An 18,667-nucleotide genomic window follows, 5' to 3' on the forward strand; every position below is an offset into this window, starting at 1 on the left:
TCAGGGGTGGAGGCGACGATGGGCCGTGAGGCGCCGCGCGAGGACTTCGACGACTCCGGGCTGGAGGTCACCAAGCCCAAGCAGTGGGCGGCCGGGGTGCCCGGCGTCGCGGTCGCGCTCCGGGACTCCTACGCGCAGATGGGCGTGCGCCGCACCGCGCTGACGCTGCTGCGCGTCAACCAGAAGGACGGGTTCGACTGCCCCGGCTGCGCCTGGCCCGAGCCCGACCACCGGCACGCGGCCGAGTTCTGCGAGAACGGCGCCAAGGCCGTGGCCGAGGAGGCCACCACCCGGCGGATCACGCGGGAGTTCTTCGCCCGGCACACCGTCGCCGAGCTGGCCGAGCGCACCGACCACTGGCTGGGGCAGCAGGGCCGGCTGACCGAGCCGATGGTGCGGCGGCCCGGCTCGGAGCACTACGAGCCGATCGCGTGGGACGAGGCGTTCGGGCTGCTGGGGACCGAGCTGAACGCCCTGGCCTCCCCCGACGAGGCGGTGTTCTACACCTCGGGCCGCACCAGCAACGAGGCGGCGTTCGCCTACCAGCTGTTCGTGCGCGCGTTCGGCACCAACAACCTGCCGGACTGCTCGAACATGTGCCACGAGTCCTCGGGGTCGGCGCTGACCGAGACGATCGGGATCGGCAAGGGATCGGTGCTGCTGGAGGACCTGTACCGGGCCGACCTGATCTTCGTGGTGGGGCAGAACCCCGGCACCAACCACCCCCGGATGCTGTCGGCGCTGGAGAAGGCCAAGAAGGCGGGCGCGCGGGTGGTGGCGGTCAACCCGCTGCCGGAGGCGGGCCTGCTGCGGTTCAGGAACCCGCAGGTGCCCTCCGGGGTGGTCGGGCGCGGCACCCAGCTCGCCGACCGGTTCCTCCAGATCCGGGTGAACGGCGACCTCGCGCTGTTCCAGGCCCTGAACAGGATGCTGCTGGAGTCCGACGACCCGGACGCGATCGACCGGGGGTTCCTCGCCGAGCACACCCACGGGTTCGAGGAGTTCGCCGCGCACGCGCGGGCGGTGGACTGGGACCTGGTGCTGGAGGCGACCGGCCTGACCCGGGGCGAGATCGCCGCGACGCTCGGCGACGTGCTGGCGGCGAAGCGGATCGTGGTGTGCTGGGCGATGGGCCTGACCCAGCACCGCAACGCCGTCCCCACCATCCGCGAGATCGTCAACTTCCTGCTGCTGCGCGGCAACATCGGCCGTCCCGGCGCGGGCGTGTGCCCGGTGCGCGGCCACTCCAACGTGCAGGGCGACCGCACCATGGGGATCTTCGAGCGGCCGAGCGCGGCGTTCCTGGACGCGCTGGCCGGGGAGTTCGGGTTCGAGCCGCCGCGCGAGCACGGCCTGGACACCGTGGACGCGATCCGCGCGATGCGCGACGGAAGGGCGAGGGTGTTCCTGGGGATGGGCGGCAACTTCGTGCGCGCCACCCCCGACTCGGCGGTCACCGAGGCCGCGATGCGCCGCTGCCGCCTCACCGCCCACGTGTCGACCAAGCTGAACCGCTCGCACGCGGTCACCGGCGAGATCGGGCTGATCCTGCCGACGCTGGGCCGCACCGAACGCGACCTCCAGGCGTCCGGCGAGCAGTTCGTGTCGGTGGAGGACTCGATGGGCATGGTCCACGCCTCGCGGGGCCGCCTGGAACCGGCCTCGCCGCACCTGCGGTCGGAGGTCGCGATCGTGTGCGGGCTGGCGCGGGCGACGCTCAAGGACTCGCCGGTGGACTGGGACGCGTTCGAACGCGACTACGACGTGATCCGCGACCACGTGTCCCGCGTCGTCCCCGGCTTCGCGGACTACAACGCCCGCGTCCGCCGCCCCGAGGGGTTCGTCCTGCCGCACGCGCCCCGCGACGAGCGCCGTTTCCCCACCGCCACCGGCAGGGCGAACCTGACGGTCAACGAGCTGGAGGTGCTGCGCGTCCCCGAGGGCCGCCTGATCCTGCAGACGGTCCGCAGCCACGACCAGTACAACACCACCGTCTACGGCATGGACGACCGGTACCGGGGCGTGAAGGCGGGCCGCCGGGTGGTGTTCGTCCACCCCGACGACCTGGCGGCGCTCGGCCTGGCCGACGGCGGCACGGTGGACCTGGTGTCGGAGTGGTCCGACGGCGTGGAGCGCCGCGCCCCCGGCTTCCGGATCATCTCTTATCCCACCGCGCGGGGCTGCGCGGCGGCCTACTTCCCCGAGACCAACGTGCTGGTCCCCCTGGACAGCACCGCCGAGATCTCCAACACGCCCACCTCCAAGTCGATTGTGGTCAGGCTGGAACCCACCGGGTGACGAGGTCGTCCCCGCGACTCACCCCACCGGGGTGTGACCCGCGTCATACGATGGGAGCCGAGAGGGAGGTACCCCCGTACCGAGCGAGGTGACCCGTGACGGCGCTGGCCGAGCGCACGCGCGGCGGGAATCTGCCCGCCGAGGTGACCCGGTTCGTCGGCCGTCGCGCGGAGCTCGCCGAGGCGCGGCGCGTGCTGGCCCGGTCGCGGCTGCTGACGCTGACCGGGGTCGGCGGGGTCGGCAAGACGCGGCTGGCGGTGCGGCTCGCCGCCGACCTGCACCGGTCGTTCGCCGACGGGGCGTGGCTGGTGGAGCTGTCGGCGCTGCGCGAGCCCCAGCTGCTGCCGCGCACCGTCGCCGACGCGCTGCACCTGCCCGGCCAGTCCGCCGGTTCGCAGGTGGAACGGCTCGCCGACCACCTGTCGGACAAGGAACTGCTGCTCGTCCTGGACACCTGCGAGCACCTGATCGAGGACTGCGCCCGCCTCGCCGAGGTGCTGCTGCGCACCGCGCCCCGGCTGCGGATCCTGGCCACCAGCCGCGAGCCGCTGGACGTGATGGGCGAGCACAACCTCGTCATCCCGCCGCTGCCGGTGCCCTGCCCGGACGGCGGGCCCGTGCCGGACGGCGACGCCGACGAGGGCGACGCGGTCACGCTGTTCGCCGACCGCGCCGAGGCGATGGCGGGTTTCGTCCTCACCCCCGAGAACCGCCCGGCCGTGACGCGGCTGTGCCACCGCCTGGACGGCATCCCGCTGGCGATCGAGCTGGCGGCGGTGCGGCTGCGCAGCATGTCGGTGGAGCGGCTGCTGGCCCGCGTCGACGACCGGTTCCGGCTGCTCGGCACCGCCCGCGCCGCGCAGGACCGGCACCGCACGCTGCGCGCGGCGATCGAGTGGAGCCACGAGCTGTGCACGCCCGAGGAGCGGCTGCTGTGGGCGCGGCTGTCGGTGTTCCCCGGCGACTTCGACCTGGCGGCCGCCGAGGCCGTGTGCGCCGGGCCGGGCCTGGACGCCATGGAGCTGCTGGACGTCCTGGGCCGCCTGGTGGAGAAGTCGATCGTCCTGTGCGAGCGCGGCGCCGCCGGCAACGGCGGGCCCGCCGACGACCGGTACCGGATGCTCGACACCATCCGCGAGTACGGCGCCGAACGCCTGGCGGAGCAGCCCGACGCCGTCGACCTGCGCCGCCGCCACCGCGACCACTACCTGGACCTGGCCGAGCAGTCCCGCGCCGCCGCCCTGTACGGCGACCAGGTGGGCTGGCTGACCCGGCTGCGCGCCGAGAACGCCAACCTGCGGGTCGCGCTGGAGTACTCGCTGTCGGAGCCCGGCGAGCAGGCCGCCGGGCTGCACCTGACGATGACGCTCCAGCACTACTGGATGTGCCTGGGCCTGTTCGGGGAGGCCCGCCGCTGGCACGAACGGGCCCGCGAGGCCGCCGTCGTCGCCGCCGAGGGCGGGCCCGGCGCCGGGCCGGAGGCGGCGTGGCCCGAGGCGGCCCGGCTGGACTGCTTCGCCGCGATGATCGCCGTGCAGCAGGGCGAGGCGGAGCAGGCCCGGACGCTGGTCGCCGCCGCGCTGGACTCCGCCGACCCGGACCTGCGGGCGCACGCCGTCCACGTGCTGGGCCTGATCGCGCTGTTCGAGGGCGACCTGCCGGGCGCGCAGAAGCGGCTGGAGGAGGCGCGGGCGGCGTTCGACGCGCACGGCTACCGCGATCCCCTCGCGCTGCTGACCGGCCCGCACCTGTCCACGGTCCTGCTCCTGCAGAGCAAGGACGACGAGGCCCTCGCCCTCGCCGAGGAGACGGTGCGGCGCGGCCAGGCGACCGGCGAGCAGTGGAACCACTCGTTCGCCCTGTACGCGCGCGGCGCGGCGCTGTGGTGGCTGAACCGCCACCGGGAGGCGGTCGCCGACCTGCGCGCCTGCCTGAAGATCAAGGAGCGGCTCGGCGACCAGCTCGGCATCACCCTGGCCCTGGACCTGCTGACCCCCGACCCGGTGGTGCGCGGCGACCACGAGCAGGCCGCGATGCTGCTGGGCGCGACCGAGCGCATGTGGCGCGCGCTCGGCGCGTCCCTCCAGTACGGGCCGCACTACATGGAGCGGCGCGCGATGTCGGAGAAGGCGCTGCGCAAGCGCATGCCCGAGGACCGGTTCCTGGCGGCCAAGCGGCGCGGCACCGAGATGTCGATCGCCGAGGCGATCGCGCTGGCGCGCGGCGCGCCGCCCGCCCCGATCCCCCGGCACGCCCGCGAACCGCTCAACCTGCGCGAACGCCAGGTCGCCGCGCTGGCCGGGGAGGGCCTGTCCAACCGCGCCATCGCCGACCGCCTCGGCCTCGGCAAGCGCACCGTGGACGCGCACGTCGCCCACATCCTGACCAAGCTCGGCCTGTCGTCCCGCGCGGAGATCGTCGCCTGGGCGTCGGAGTCGCCGGACGGCTCCGTCCCGCGCTGAACGGCCCGTGCCGACCGGCCCGTGCTGACCGGCTAGCGCGGGGCGAGCTTGCTGCCCGGATAGGGGCTGAGCAGCGTCTCGCGCCAGGGGCCCTCCAGGAACACGCGGGCGCGCTTGCGCCAGGTCAGCAGCCGGTGGTCGGCGGGCACCCCGTCGTCCATGCCGAGGGCGGCGTCGCGGGCGCGCTGCACCCGCAGGTGGGAGTCGATGTCGGTGCCCCAGAGCGTGACGGCCTCGGTGTCGCAGAACTGCACCTCGTAGGCGCCGACGAGACGGTGGCCGTACTCGGCCAGCACCGGGGCGCGCTCCTCCCGTACGGCGGCCAGGTAGTCCAGGGCCGCGCCGGGGCGGACCCGCGCGCTCTCGAACAGGTACAGCGGCGCGGCGTAGCCCTCGGCCACCAGACCGGCGAGCGGCGGCGCGCCGGGGGCCGAGCCGAGCGGGCGGGAGAACGCGCCGAAGCGCAGGTCGTCGAGGTCGGACAGGAACAGGTTGGCCCGCACGTCCTCGTAGATCTGGAGCATCTGCCGCCAGCCGCCGTCCCAGCCGCCGTGGCAGTCCCACAGCGTGACGACCTTGAACTGCGGGTGCCCGGTGATGCCCACGGCGTAGAACGCGCCCACCAGGTCGATCTCGCGGGAGCGGACCGACAGGCCGGAGGTGAGCTCGGCGTCCCCGGCGGCCCGCGCGTCGTCCTCGCGCTTGTAGGCGGTGAGCCGCCGCAGGTACTCCAGCGGGCGCCGCGAGTTCATCGGATGGAACTCGACCTCTTCGAGCAGATGGATCCCACGGTGCACGACGCCTCCCGTTAGCCAAGCAGATGCTTGGTCGGGACACTAACGCGCGGTGGCGAGCCTTTCCAGCCACTCCCCCAGCAGCGCGGACTCGGCGCCGGTCAGCACCGGGGAGGGGTCGGCGGCCAGGGCGGCGCGCAGCGCGACCGCGCGGGCGGCCGTCGCCGGGCCGCCGGGCGCCCCGTCGGTGCCGTCGCCGCCCTCGTCGGAGGGCAGCGCGATGGCGGTCAGCACCGCCTCACGGGTACGGGCCGAGACCTCCGCGTCCGCCTCCGGGTCCTTGATCAGGTCCAGGGTGACGCCGACGCTCGCGGCCCCCACCATGCGGGCGGCGGTCCCGACCGGCACCCGCAGCCGTCCGGCGCGCGCCACCGCCTCGATCAGGCCGAGCAGGAGGGCGTACGCCTCCCGCGCGGCGGGCGGCGTGTGGCCACTGCCGTACATCAGGGCGTAGAACTCCGGGTTGGTGCGGCCGAACTCCACGTGCAGGTCCCAGCCGCGCCGCAGGTCCTCCACGGGGTCGCCGGTGGGCTCCTGCGCGCGCTTGCCGCTCAGGTAGCGCTCGAACCCGTAGGCCGCGACCGCGTCGAACAGGCCCCGCTTGTCGCCGAAGTGGTGGTACAGCGTCGGGGCCCCGACCCCGGCGGCCTGGCAGACGGCGCGCGTGGACACCGGCTCTCCCCCGGCGTCCGCGAGCAGGCGGGCGGCGGCCTGGATGATCCGTTCACGGGTGTCGGCGTCCTTGGCGGCGGTCACGACATCGATGCTACAGAGGCAGCGGAACATCCGTTATACGAGGTGACGGCCCCACCCACAGGAACCGGAAAACGTCATCGACGCGACCCGGACGCACGGCAGGGGCACGTACTCGCGCGGCGCGGGTGGCGTTCACCGGCAAGGGTCGGCGGGAGACATCGTTGGTGTGGTCCGGGCGCATACGCGGACGGCGCGGGTGGCGCTCACCGGCAGGGGTCGGACGCATCGTCGGCGTGGTCCGGATGACCAGCGCGGGTGGTGTTCAGTGGCAGGGGTTGGTGGGGGGTGTTGTTGGTGTGGTTCGGGTGAGTGGCGGGGGTGTGTGCTTGCGTGGCGTGAGGGTCGGGGGTGGTGGGGGCGTCACGGGTGTCGCGGTCGGGATCGGGGACGGTGACGGGCGGGCGCGCGCCGGTCGGGGACGGTCGTACAGGCGGGTTCGGGTGCGCTGGACGGTGCCGGGGCGCAGCCCGACACCGCGCACCACCGCGCGGTGTCCGTGGCGGTCGGCGACCCGCACGGTGAACGGGCCGCCCCCGACGCCGGTCCCCACCCAGTGGTTGTCCCCGCCGCGCCGCAGCCCCCGCCATCCGCCGGGCGTCGCGACCTCGACGCGGGTCAGCGGGTTGCCGTGCCCGGTGACCAGCAGCCCCAGCCACTGCGCCGACGAGCCGGGCTTGACGCGGAACGCCAGCCGCCCGGCCGGGGCCGGGTCGCGCAGCGGGCGCCAGCGGACGGCGACCACGCCCCTCCCGGCGTCCCCGGCGACCCGGGCAAAGGCGCGTTCACTGAGGCCGACGCGGTCGGTGCCGCAGCCCCGGCAGCGGTCCACGACCATCGCCCGGACCGCGCCGCGCGGCCCGCGCACCTCCAGGTACGAGCCGCACCACTCCGCCCGGCCGAACGTCGCCGACGCCAGCGAGACGTACGCCCCGTCCTCGGGAAGGGGGCCCAGCGAGCACAGCACCTCCGACCACTCCCGGTGGTGGACGGCCGTGCCGCTCCCCGCCGGGCCGGGGTCGCGCCCGGCCGGGGGGACCGCCGCGCACGCGTCCGCCTGGAGCCGGACCGCCCCGAACGCCAGCGCCGCGATCACCGCCAGCGACAGCAGCGCCCAGAGCCAGTGCCGTTTCGGTCCGCGTCGTGGCGTCGCGTGCATGGCCCACCCCCGTGCCGGACCGCAACCGGTCCCCACTGGTAATCAGTTCGCCACGGAGAGTGTTACCGCCTGTCGCCGACCCGGCCGCCACTGTTAGATTCCGAATCCGATTCTGATATGGGGAGGTCTTGCGATGGGTCCCTGGAACACCCCCGAGCGCACGGCGCTGCGCGAGCTGGTCCGCGAGTTCACGGCCAAGGAGGTCGTGCCGTTCCTGCCGGACTGGGAGCGGGCCGGGGAGCTCCCCCGCGACCTGCACCGCAGGGCCGCCGCGGCCGGGCTGCTGGGGGCGGGGTTCCCCGAGGAGGCGGGCGGTTCGGGCGGCGACCCGCTGGACGCGCTGATCGTCGCGGAGGAGCTGATCGGCGCGGGCGGCTCCGGCGGGGTGGTGGCGTCGCTGTTCACCCACGGCATCGCGCTGCCGCACATCATCGCCTCCGGCGACGCCGCGCTGATCGACCGGTTCGCACGGCCCACGCTGGCCGGGGAGATGATCGGCGCGCTGGGGATCACCGAGCCCGACACCGGGTCGGACGTGGCGGGCATCCGCACCACCGCCGTCCGCGACGGCGACCACTACGTCGTCAACGGCTCCAAGCTGTTCATCACCTCCGGCGTGCGGGCCGACTTCGTGACCACGGCGGTGCGCACCGGCGGGCCCGGCGTCGGCGGCATCTCGCTGCTGGTCGTCGAGAGGGGCACGCCCGGCTTCACGGTGTCGCGCGCGCTCGACAAGATGGGCTGGCTGTGCTCCGACACCGCCGAGCTGTCGTTCACCGACGCGCGCGTCCCGGTGGCGAACCTGGTCGGCGCGGAGGACTCCGGTTTCCTCCAGATCGTGCAGCACTTCGTCACCGAACGCCTGTCGCTGGCCGTGCAGGCGTACGCGACCGCCCAGCGCTGCCTGGACCTGACGCTGGAGTGGGTGCGGACGCGCGAGACGTTCGGCCGCCCCCTGTCGTCGCGGCAGCTGGTCCGGCACAAGATCGCCGAGATGGCCCGGCGGGTGGACGTCGCCCGCGCCTACACCCGCCACGTCGCCGAGCGGTACGTGGCGGGCGAGGACGTGCTGACCGAGACGGCGTTCGCCAAGAACACCGCGGTGCGGTGCGTGGAGCACGTCGTGCACGAGGCGGTGCAGCTGCACGGCGGCATGGGCTACATGCGCGAGTCGGAGGTGGAACGCCACTACCGGGACGCGCGCATCCTCGGCATCGGCGGCGGCACCAACGAGATCATGAACGAGATCGTCGCTAAGCGCCTCTGCCTGTGAGGTCGGCGGCCCGGGCCCACGCCTTGTCGATCACCTTCGACACCGACTCCGGCACCGGCACGCGGGGGGCGAGCACGCCCAGCGCGGTGGCCGTCCCGGACGCGGCCACGACCTGGGCCCAGGCCACCGGTCCCAGCGGGACGCAGCCGAAGAACGTGCTGACGCCCGGCGTCTCGATCACGGCGGCCAGCACCACCAGCGACGCCGCGCACGTGGCCACCACCCACGGGCTGCGCCAGCCGGTCTGCAACGTCTGGAGCAGCTGGGTCAGCACCAGCGCGGCCAGGCCCATCGTCCCGGCGCGGGCCCCGCGCGCGACCGGCAGGGCGGTGAACCGGCCCGCCTGCCAGGCCATGATCGCGCCGAGCGCGGTGACCACGCCGCGCAGCGCGATCGCGTCGCGCAGCGGGTCGCCGAGGGTGCCGCGGCCGGGCGGCCGCTCGTCGTCGCCGCCGGGCGGGGCCAGCGCCACCGCCAGCGCGGGGAGCATGTCGGTCAGCGTGTTGACCAGCAGCAGCTGCCGGGTGCTCAGCGGGGCCTTGCCGCCCAGCGCGGTGCCGTAGACGGTGAACGCGATCTCGCCCGCGTTCCCGCCGACCAGGATCGACACGGCGTTGCGGACGCTCTCCCACAGGGTGCGGCCCTCCAGCAGCGCCGCCACGATGCCGGGCAGGTCGCCGCCGGGCAGGATCAGGTCGGCGGCCGACGGCGCGGCGCGCGAGTCCCCGGAGGTCAGCCCGATCCCGACGTCGGCCAGCCGGATCGCGGCGGCGTCGTTGGCGCCGTCGCCGGTCATCGCGACCACGCGGCCCGAGCGCCGCAGCGCCTTGACGATGCCGACCTTGTGCTCGGGCGTGACGCGGGCGAACACGCTGGTGCGGGGGATGCGCTCGATGCGCTCGCGCTCGCTGAGCCGGTCCAGCTCCGCGCCGGTCATCACGTCGTCGTCCGAGGTGGCGATGCCGAGCTCGGCGGCGATGGCGCGGGCGGTCTCGGGATGGTCCCCGGTGATCATCGCGACGCGGATGCCCGCGTCGGCGAGGGTCGTGATCGCCTCGGCGGCGCCGGGGCGCAGCGGGTCGGCGATGCCGACGAACCCCAGCAGCACCAGCTCGACGGTCTCCCCCAGCTTCTCGACCTCGTCGAGGTCGCCGGGGCGGGCCTCGGCGACGGCCAGCACGCGCAGGCCGCGCCCGGCGAGGCTCCGTTCGGCCTCGCGGGCCTTGGCGCGGCGCTCGTCGGTGAGCGGCTTGGTGCCCTTGCCCTCCGCGACGCGGTGGCAGCGCGGCAGGATCGCCTCGGGGGCGCCCTTCACCGCGACGTAGGGGGTGTCGCCGTCGCGGCCGGTCGCCGCGGCGAACCCCCGGCTCGGCTCGAACGGCGTCTCGTGCAGCAGCTCCCATCCGGGGTCGCCGTCCAGGTGGCGTTCGGCGGCCTCGATCACGGCGCGGTCGGTGGCGTGCTTCACCGTCTCGATCGGGCCCTGCGGGCAGGCGCGGAAGGCGGCGGTGAGGACGCGCCGCCCGAGCGCGCTGTCCACCTCCACCTCGCGGCCGGGGCCGCTGACGCGGCTGAGCTTCAGCCGCCCCTCGGTGAGGGTGCCGGTCTTGTCGAAGCACAGGGTGTCGACGCGGCCCATCGTGCCGAGCGTCCGCGACGAGCGGACCAGCACGCCGCGCTTGGACAGGCGGCGGGCGGCGGCGAGCTGCGCGACGGTCGCGACCAGCGGCAGCCCCTCGGGGACGGCGGCGACGGCGACCGCGACCCCGGAGGAGATCGCCTGCCGCATCGACACGCCCCGCACCAGGCCGAGCAGGCTGACCAGCGCGCCGCTGGCGCCGGTCAGCGGCAACGCGATCCGGGTGACCTCGTTGAGCTGGGCCTGCACGCCGGTCGGGGCCGCGCCGCGCCCGGCCAGCACGGCGGCGCGGCCCGCCTGGGTGGCCGGGCCGGTCGCCACGACCACGGCGTACCCGCGGCCGGTGAGCACGGTGGTGTCCTCGAAGATCATGCAGCTGCGGTCGGCGAGGTCGGCGCCCGGCACCGCCTCCAGCGACTTGCCGACCGGCAGCGACTCGCCGGTCAGGCTCGCCTCGTCGACCTCCAGGCCCTCGGCGGCCAGCAGGCGGGCGTCGGCGGGCACCACGTCGGAGGGGCCGACGGCGATGATGTCGCCGGGGCGCAGCCTCTCGGCGGGCAGGGTCTGGCAGCGCTCCCAGCCGTTGCCGTTCTGGATCGGCGGCAGGTCGTCGGGGGCGGCGTCCACGCGGCGGGCGGGCGGGCGCTGGCCGAGCAGCAGGCCGCGCAGCGCCCGTTCGGCGCGGGCGTGCTGCACGCCGCTGATGACGGCGTTGCCCGCCATGACGCCGCCGACCAGCGCGGCGTCCACGCCGGAGCCGACGACGGCGGAGGCCGCCGCGCCCAGCACCAGGACCGGGGTCAGGGGGTCCTGGAGTTCGTGGCCGACGGCGCGGGCGAGGTCGGTGGCGGCCCGCACCGGGCGCGCCGACCGGACGCGGTGGCGCCGGGGGCGTTCCTCCTCCTCGTCGCCGGGGCGCAGCCGCATCGCCTGCTCGACCGCCGACTCGGGGTCCAGGGCGTGCCAGGGGACGCGCGGCATCGGCGCGGGCAGGGGCCGTGAGGCCAGCCGCCGCGCCGTCACGACCCCGCCGACCAGCGCCGACAGCGCCGCGCCCTGGACCGGGGCCAGCTTCAACGGCGACTGCGACCGGCGCTGGGTCAGCACCAGCAGCGCGCCCAGCGAGGTGCCGCCCGCCGACAGCCGCACGGCGCGTTCGCTGGCCTCGTGGGCGACGGGGATCGCGGACAGCAGCCGCCACACCTGCGCGAGCCCGCCGGTGCAGACCAGGTCGGCGCCCCAGGAGACCGACCGCCCGCCGAGGACGCCGATCCCGACGTCGGCGGCGAGCGCGGCGTCCTCGTCCTCGACGGTCACCAGGGCGACGCCCCGGCCGTCGCGTTGCAGGTCGCGGACGTGGTCGACGAGCGGCACCTCGGCGTCCAGCACGTCGTCGACCTGCGCGCGCAGGTCGGCGGTGGAGGCGTTGCGGGTCAGCAGCACCTGGGTGTCGCCGTCGCGGGCGGCGGAGAGGACGGCCTCGGCGAGCGGTTCCAGCCGCCGTCCGACGACGACCTCGCCGAGCGCGGTGCCGTCGTCGTTCCACACCCGCAGCCGCGTGCCCTCGGGATGCTCGGGGGGACGGTCGTCGAGGCGTTCCAGCTTGCGGCCGTCGCGGTCGGGCACGCCCTCCATCTCCGGGTCGCGCCGCAGCAGCCGGGCCGCGACCCGCCAGGTGGCGGCGTCGTCGGCGGACAGGATCTCCAGCGCCTCCCCGCACAGGGCGCGCGAGTCCACCACGACCGTGTCGATCCGGTCCAGGCGCCGGTAGGCGGAGCCGTCCAGCGGCACCACCCCGATCCGGGCCATCTCCCGGTCGAGGATGGCGGCGAACCCGGCCCGGCCCAGCCGCGCGGCCTTGGGCACCATCGTCAGCATCAGGTCGGCGGCCGCGCCCGGGTCGCGGTTGGCGGCCAGCAGCCCGCCCGCGCCGAGCATCGCGGCCAGCGCGGTGCGGTCGCCGCAGCGCTCCACCGGTCCGTCGGGCAGGGGCCGGGGGCGGTCGGCGCGCTGCGGGGCCTCGGCGGGCAGGCCCGGCGCGCACAGCTCCTCCTCCCACCGGCACCAGGCGGCCCGGCGGGCGGTCAGCTCGGTGAGCAGCACGCCCCGGTGCACGGCGTCGACCGCCAGCGCGGCGGGCTCCTGGGTCAGGCCGTGCAGGACGGCGTTGCCGACGGCCAGCATCAGGTCGGCCCCGTGCGGGCCGAGCCGGATCTCCAGCTCGCGGCGCAGCCGGGGCTGGTTGTCCACCCACACCAGGGCCAGCCGCGCGGCGGGCGGCAGCTTCGGCCACCGCACCCAGCGGCCGGTCGCGGCCATCGCGAACGCCGCGCAGTCCGACGCCAGCGCGATCGTCTCGGCGGTGATCGGGTTCTGGTCGGCCGGGTGGGTGTGCATCGGGAACGCCTCGTCGGGCACCCCGTGCTCGTCCTCCACCGAGGTGACGGCCTCGACCAGCGCGTCCAGCGAGATCCTGCCCTCGTCGAAGACGCACAGCAGCTCGCCGGTGACGGCGTTGACCTCGGCCCACCGCACGCCCTTCATCCGCCGGACGGCCGCGGAGGCGGCGGTGCGCAGGTCGGCGGCGGCGGGCGTGTGGTTCGCCTGGACGCCGCGCAGCTCGATGTAGGCGCGGCCGCTCCTCGACCAGATCCGCCGTTTGGTGCGCGGGCCGATGAGCCCTTCCAGGTCGGGCATCTGGGGCTTGGGCGGCGTCGGGACGTGCGGGATCGAGACGTGCGGGATCGGGACGCGGGGCACCGGGACGCGGGGCAGGGCGTCGGGCAGCGCCTGGACGGCCCGGCGCGGGGCGTCCACCACGGTGCCTGCCACCGTGCCGGCCGTTCCGGCGGCCAGGCGCACGGCCGATCGCAGGATTCCCATCTGGGGTCACCTTCGGTAGCGGGGTCGTTGCCGCTCAGGCAGTACCCCTCGAAGCGGCCCTGACACCCGCCCTGACAAGGAATTTCTTCACCGATCGTTCCCGGCTTGTTCACCCCGATCCGGGGTAGGGATCCTCGTCGTCCTCGCTACCAGGAGGTGGGACCATGCCCGCCAAGAGCACCAAGGCCGCCGAGCCACGGGAGACGGCCCGGCGGAACGCGGCGCAGCAGGAGACGGCGCCGCGGACGGCACGGCGGGAAGGGGTGACGGTGACGATCCCCAGGACGGTCGTCGACGCCGCCGCCGCGCCGTTCGCGATCGCCGGCCGGGTGCTGCCCGCCAAGAAGGGGCTGCCGGTCTACGTCGGGCTGGGCGTGCTGGCGGCGGGCGGCGCGATCGGCTGGCCGGTGGCCGCCGGGATCGGCGTCGCCTACGCCTCGATCCGCCGCTACGGCGGACGGCAGGAGCCCGAGCACGGCGCCGCGCCGAAGCGGACCGAGGGAGGGCAGGCCGCGCCGAAGCCGTCCAAGGCGCAGCGCGAGACCGCCGCCTCCTGATCCGCCGGTCCCTCAGCCCGCCGCCAGCAGGCCCGCGGCCAGGGCCCGCAGGGAGCGCCGGTAGGTGTCCTGCTCGGTGAGCGGCTCCCAGCGGTCGGCCACCCGCGCCAGGTGGGGGTAGGCGACCGCGTCCAGGTCCGCGAAGACCTCCTCGCGGCGGGTCGGGCGCTCGTCGTCCGCCCGCCGCCGGGCGGCGGCCGTCCGGACGATGAGGTCGCCCGCCGTGTAGTGCCAGATCGCGCGGTAGGCGTGGACGGCCCGCTCGGGGCTCAGCCCGGCCTCGACGGCGGCGGCCACGATGTGCTCGACGTACCACAGCGCCGCCTCCGACATCAGGTCGTCGGCGGTGAGGACCTCCACGATCCAGGGGCAGTCGGCCAGCCCGTCGCGGATCGCCGCGGCGACGGTGACGATGCGGTCCAGCGGGTCGTCCGGCAGGTCGGGGCGGGGCATCCGCTCGGCGTGGTCGTCCAGCAGCAGGAGCAGCAGCTCCTCCTTGTCGCGGACGTGGTGGTAGAGCGCCATCGGCGTGCCGCCGATCTCCCTGGCCAGCCGCCGCATCGTCAGCCTCGCCACGCCCTCGGCCGCCACGATCCGCCCGGCCGCCGCGACGATCTCCGCCCGGGAGAACTTGGGGGGCCGTCCCACCTGGGCTGACGTCGTCTTGGGCATGCCCCATGATGGCGCATCCGCGGCCCGGTGCTCGACCCCGGACTCGACACGGGGGGAGGTCGCGGGCTAGTTTTTATACATGTACAAAAATATGCGAGGGCGGCCCGGGGCCGTCCTGGCGGCGGTCTCGCTCGCCCAGTTCCTGGTGGCGCTCGACATGTCGGTGGTGAACGTCGCGCTGCCCGCGGTCCGCTCCTCCCTCGGCTTCACGCCGGTGGGCCTGTCGTGGGTGGTGCACGCCTACGCGCTGACGTTCGGCGGGTTCCTGCTGCTCGGCGGGCGGGCCGGGGACCTGTTCGGGCGGCGGCGGCTGTTCGTGGCGGGGCTGGTCGCGTTCGGCGCGGCCTCCCTGGCCGGCGGGCTGGCGCAGGCCCCCTGGCAGCTCGTGGCGGCGCGCGCGGCGCAGGGGGTGGCCGCCGCCGCGCTGGCCCCGGCGGCGCTCGCGATGCTGACGGTGGCGTTCCCCGAGGGCCCGGCGCGGGTGCGGGCGCTTGGGGTGTGGAGCGGGGTGAACGCGGTGGGCGGCGCGCTCGGCGTGCTGGCGGGCGGCCTGCTGACCGAGTACGCGGGCTGGCGCTGGGTGATGCTGGTCAACCTGCCGATCGTGGCGCTCACCCTCGCCCTGGCCGCCGCCGTCCCGGCGGGCGTCCGCGGCACGCGCCGCGACCGGCTGGACGTGCCCGGCGCGGTGCTGGCGACCGGCGGTGCCGGGCTGCTGGTGCTGGGCGTGGTGCGCACCGAGCAGGTCGGCTGGTCCTCCGGGGACACGCTCGCCACGCTGGGCGCGGCGGCGGTGCTGCTGGCGGCGTTCGCCGCCGTGGAGCTCCGGTCGTCCTCCCCGCTGGTGCGGCCGGGGCTGCTGCGGAGCCGGTGGGTGGCGGGCGCCAACGCGTTCGTGTTCCTGGCGGCGGCGGGCCAGTTCGCGGCGTTCTACTTCGTCTCGCTCCACATGCAGCAGGTGCTGGGGATGGGCGCGGCGGCGACGGGGGCGGCGTTCCTGCCGTTCTCGTTCGGCACCGTGGTCGGGGTGGCGCTGGCCACCCGGATCGGCGCGGGCTACTCGCCGCGCGCCTCGCTGGTGCCGGGCGGGCTGCTGGCGACGGCGGGCTTCGTCTGGTTCGGGCTGGTCGATCCGGCGGGCGGGTTCGTCTCCGACGTGCTCGGCCCGTCGCTGGTGGCCAGCGTGGGGCTCGGGCTGTGCCTGGGGCCGGTCGCGGCCGCCGCGACGACCGGCGTCGCCCCGCGCGAGGCGGGCACGGCCTCGGGCGTCCTCAACAGCTCCCGCCAGCTCGGCGGCTGCGTCGGCCTGGCGGCGCTGGCGACCCTGGCCGCCGACCGCACCGGGGCGGCCGCGACCCCGCAGGCCCTCAGCGCGGGCTACGCCCTGGCCCTCCAGGTCACGGCCGCGCTGTTCCTGCTGGCGACCGTCGTCGCGATCACCGTGCTGCCCTCCCGCCGCCGCGCGGTCCCGGCGGCCCCCACCGACCTCCCCGCTCCCGCCGGGGCCGGCACCGAGACCAAGACCGAGACCGAAGGAGTTCGTTCATGACCGTCACCCCGATCGACCTGTTCGCGCAGGCGCTGTACCTGCGCGAGGACCGGAGCGTCACCGCCGGGGAACGCCGCATGGCCGGCGGCGCGGACGGCTGGCATCTGGCGGCGTTCCGCCTGGAGGGCCTCGCCGACGCCCACCCCGACCACTGGGAGGTGCATCCGGAGGCCGAGGAGGTCGTCGCGGTGCTGCGCGGCTCGGCCCGGCTGTTCCTGCGGCCGCTGGAGGAGGGCGGGGACGAGGAGGCGGCGACGCTGGCCGAGGGCACCGCCGTGATCGTGCCGCGCGGGCGCTGGCACCGCCTGGAGGTGGACGGCCCGACCGACCTGATGACGGTCGCCCTGCGCGAGGGCACCCGTCTGGAGGCCCGCTGACGGACGCCGGTGGGGCCCGCGGCGCGGGCCCCACCGGCGCTGTCAGGACTGGACGACCGCGCCGCTCTCCAGCAGCGCGTCCACGTCCTCGAAGCCGAGGTCGGCCAGCACGTCGCGGGTCTGCCCGCCCGGCAGCACCGGGACGCCGTCGGTCTCCCCCGGCGTGCGGGAGAAGCGCGGCGCGGGGGCGGGCTGGCGGTGGCCGTCCCGTTCCACGAACACCTCGCGTTCGGTGTTCCAGGGGTGGGTGGCCGCCTCCGTCATCGACAGCACGGGGGCCACGCACGCGTCACCGGGCAGGAACACCTCGGCCCACTCGTCGCGCGTCCTGGCCTTGAACGCGGCGGCGAACCGCTCCCGCAGCTCGGGCCATCCGTCGTGGTCGTGCTGGCCGGGCAGGTCGGCGTCGGCGAGCCCGAGCCGCTCCAGGAACTCGGCGTAGAACTGCGGCTCGATCGCGCCGACCGCCACGTGCCTCCCGTCGGCGGTCTCGTACACGTCGTACCAGGGGGCGCCGGTGTCGAGCATGTTCACGCCGCGTTCGTCGCGCCACATGCCCCCGGCCATGAAACCGTGGATGAACGTGGACAGGTGCGCCGCGCCGTCCACGATCGCCGCGTCCACCACCTGCCCCTCGCCGCTCATCTTCGACTCCAGCAACGCCGCCAGCACGCCGACCACCAGGTACATGCTGCCGCCCGCGAAGTCGCCGAGCAGGTTCAGCGGCACCTGGGGCGGCCCGCCCGCGCGGCCGATGGCGTGCAGCACCCCGGTGACGGCGATGTAGCCGATGTCGTGCCCGGCGCTCCTGGACAGCGCGCCCTGCTGGCCCCATCCGGTCATCCGCCCGTAGACGAGCCCCGGGTTGCGGGCCAGGCAGTCGTCGGGGCCGAGCCCGAGCCGTTCGGTCACCCCCGGCCGGAACCCCTCGATCAGCACGTCGGACCTCTCCACGAGCGCGAGCACGACCTCCCGGCCCCGTTCGCTCTTGAGGTCGACGGCGATCGACCGCTTGCCCCGGTTGGTGAAGTCGGTGCCGCCGGTCCTCCCCCCGCCGCGCCGCGCCGCGGCGGCGCGGTCCACCCGGATGACGTCGGCGCCGAGGTCGGCCAGCAGCATCGCGGCGAACGGCCCCGGCCCGATCCCGGCCAGCTCGACCACCCGCACTCCCGACAGCGGACCCTTGCCCATACAGCGACCCCTTTCGATCGGTGCCCCCAGTGTGCCCGATCGAAGTAAGCGGTTCCTGACGGGGTGGGCCGATCGGGGCGCGGTCAGTCCTCCCGGGCGGTCAGCGTGACGGGGGCGTCGGTCCCCCCGCTCCCGCCCGGCGCTGCGTCCAGCAGGCGGCGCTTCACGCGCGGCCCGCGCAGCGGCCCCTCGGCCCGGGGCTCCAGGCCCCGCGCGGCGGCGGCCAGGTAGTGCGGGCGGTCGGCGGGGTCGCGCCACCAGGTGCCGCTGACCGGCCGCCGGTCGTCGCACCAGCCGGTGTCCAGGTGCTCCCGGCCCGCCAGCAGCGTGGCCTGCGCGGTGGTGCCGCCGCCCGCGAACGTCATCCGCGTGCACACCCAGCCGGCCTTCGGGCCGCCCTTGGGCAGGCGTCCGGTCCAGAACTCCCAGGCCGTCGCCTCGGTGACCGGGCGCGCGGGCCGGGGCAGCAGGCAGCCGAGGCGCTCCCACAGCCGCCGCCCGGCGGGCTTCAGGCGGGCGGGCCGCGGCTCGGGCGCGCCGGCCCGGTGGGTGGACGGGCGGTGGGCGAGCACGACCGGCCGCGCGCCGCCCAGGTCGCCGACGGTGCGCCGGCCGTCGGCGCCCTCCAGGTCCAGCAGCGGGCCGCGCCCGCAGCGGGTGCCGGCCGTGACCGGGTCGGTGACGCCGTCGCGCACGGCGACCTCGCGTCCCTCGGGCGTGGTGGCGCCGGTGTCCCAGGGGGCCAGCAGGTAGCGGCCGCCGCCCAGCGCGACCGGCGCGGCGGGGTCGGCCCCGCCGGTGACGACGTCCAGCGCGCCGCTGGTCCCGCTGTAGCGGGCGATCCGGTCGCCGCCGCGCAGCACCGCGACCGGTTCCCCGCCGACGCGCCCGGCGTACAGCAGCTGCGCGACGCGGGTGGTGGTGCCGCGCGCCGCCCAGGCCGCCAGCGCCCGGCCGGTGAACGCCCGGTCCCCGGCGAGGTCGCCGCGCGCGGGCCAGCCGTCCAGGTCGCGGGGGGTGTGCCGCCACGCGTCGGGCGGGGCGGTCACCAGGCGCGGGG

At 75.8% G+C, this 18,667-nt stretch carries 12 protein-coding genes and 1 pseudogene; 6 read left to right on the forward strand and 7 right to left on the reverse strand.

Annotated features, from left to right (window positions below; genetic code table 11):
- Window positions 1-18 precede the first annotated feature (18 nt).
- Together AKI01S_RS01120 and AKI01S_RS01125 are read left to right on the forward strand one after the other, a co-directional pair.
- Window positions 19-2,298, forward strand: a complete 2,280-nt coding sequence (locus AKI01S_RS01120; protein ID WP_067811289.1) for an FdhF/YdeP family oxidoreductase — start codon at window positions 19-21, stop codon at window positions 2,296-2,298.
- Window positions 2,299-2,393: 95 nt separating this feature from the next.
- The gene (locus tag AKI01S_RS01125) at window positions 2,394-4,760 is read left to right on the forward strand and encodes an ATP-binding protein (RefSeq protein WP_067811248.1); all 2,367 of its coding nucleotides are present in this window, start codon (window positions 2,394-2,396) and stop codon (window positions 4,758-4,760) included.
- A gap of 32 nt (window positions 4,761-4,792) precedes the next feature.
- Here AKI01S_RS01125 and AKI01S_RS01130 read toward each other — a convergent pair whose 3' ends face one another.
- The 3 genes from AKI01S_RS01130 to AKI01S_RS01140 all read right to left on the reverse strand — a co-directional run bounded on the left by AKI01S_RS01130 (window position 4,793) and on the right by AKI01S_RS01140 (window position 7,466).
- Window positions 4,793-5,557, reverse strand: coding sequence for a hypothetical protein (locus tag AKI01S_RS01130; protein WP_067811251.1), 765 nt, complete (start codon window positions 5,555-5,557; stop codon window positions 4,793-4,795).
- A gap of 39 nt (window positions 5,558-5,596) precedes the next feature.
- Entirely contained in the window at window positions 5,597-6,310 is a 714-nt protein-coding gene (locus AKI01S_RS01135) for a TetR/AcrR family transcriptional regulator (protein WP_245681435.1), read from the reverse strand.
- Between the two features lie 262 nt (window positions 6,311-6,572).
- Window positions 6,573-7,466, reverse strand: a complete 894-nt coding sequence (locus tag AKI01S_RS01140; protein WP_067811256.1) for an expansin EXLX1 family cellulose-binding protein — start codon at window positions 7,464-7,466, stop codon at window positions 6,573-6,575.
- A 133-nt stretch (window positions 7,467-7,599) separates the two neighbouring features.
- Here AKI01S_RS01140 and AKI01S_RS01145 point away from each other — a divergent pair, with 133 nt between their 5' ends.
- A complete protein-coding gene (locus tag AKI01S_RS01145) occupies window positions 7,600-8,739 on the forward strand; it encodes an acyl-CoA dehydrogenase family protein (protein WP_067811259.1) in 1,140 nt (379 codons plus the stop codon).
- On the opposite strand, the gene AKI01S_RS01150 is transcribed toward AKI01S_RS01145, so the two are convergent.
- Window positions 8,720-13,261 (reverse strand): cation-translocating P-type ATPase, encoded by a 4,542-nt coding sequence (locus AKI01S_RS01150; RefSeq protein ID WP_067811262.1) that lies wholly within the window; start codon window positions 13,259-13,261, stop codon window positions 8,720-8,722. The two genes, AKI01S_RS01145 and AKI01S_RS01150, sit on opposite strands and share 20 nt — an antisense overlap.
- 164 nt (window positions 13,262-13,425) lie before the next feature.
- On the opposite strand from AKI01S_RS01150, the gene AKI01S_RS01155 reads away from it, so the two are divergent.
- Window positions 13,426-13,818, forward strand: a complete 393-nt coding sequence (locus AKI01S_RS01155) for a hypothetical protein (protein WP_067811265.1) — start codon at window positions 13,426-13,428, stop codon at window positions 13,816-13,818.
- Between the two features lie 12 nt (window positions 13,819-13,830).
- On the opposite strand, the gene AKI01S_RS01160 is transcribed toward AKI01S_RS01155, so the two are convergent.
- Window positions 13,831-14,490: a TetR/AcrR family transcriptional regulator gene (locus tag AKI01S_RS01160; RefSeq protein WP_067811268.1), complete on the reverse strand. Its 660-nt coding sequence runs from the start codon at window positions 14,488-14,490 to the stop codon at window positions 13,831-13,833.
- A 79-nt stretch (window positions 14,491-14,569) separates the two neighbouring features.
- Between AKI01S_RS01160 and AKI01S_RS01165 the strand changes: the two genes are divergently transcribed.
- Together AKI01S_RS01165 and AKI01S_RS01170 are read left to right on the forward strand one after the other, a co-directional pair.
- Entirely contained in the window at window positions 14,570-16,039 is a 1,470-nt protein-coding gene (locus tag AKI01S_RS01165) for an MFS transporter (RefSeq protein ID WP_067811271.1), read from the forward strand.
- Window positions 16,036-16,416, forward strand: a complete 381-nt coding sequence (locus AKI01S_RS01170) for a cupin domain-containing protein (protein WP_067811273.1) — start codon at window positions 16,036-16,038, stop codon at window positions 16,414-16,416. Before AKI01S_RS01165 ends, AKI01S_RS01170 begins: the two co-directional genes overlap by 4 nt.
- Window positions 16,417-16,458: 42 nt before the next feature.
- On the opposite strand, the gene AKI01S_RS01175 is transcribed toward AKI01S_RS01170, so the two are convergent.
- Both AKI01S_RS01175 and AKI01S_RS51535 read right to left on the reverse strand, forming a co-directional pair.
- Window positions 16,459-17,607, reverse strand: a complete 1,149-nt coding sequence (locus AKI01S_RS01175; RefSeq protein ID WP_067811276.1) for a CaiB/BaiF CoA transferase family protein — start codon at window positions 17,605-17,607, stop codon at window positions 16,459-16,461.
- 83 nt (window positions 17,608-17,690) lie between these two features.
- Window positions 17,691-18,667: pseudogene (locus tag AKI01S_RS51535) on the reverse strand (hypothetical protein); the annotation flags it as partial.

The organism is Actinomadura kijaniata NBRC 14229, assembly GCF_001552175.1.
Taxonomy (GTDB): domain Bacteria; phylum Actinomycetota; class Actinomycetes; order Streptosporangiales; family Streptosporangiaceae; genus Spirillospora; species Spirillospora kijaniata.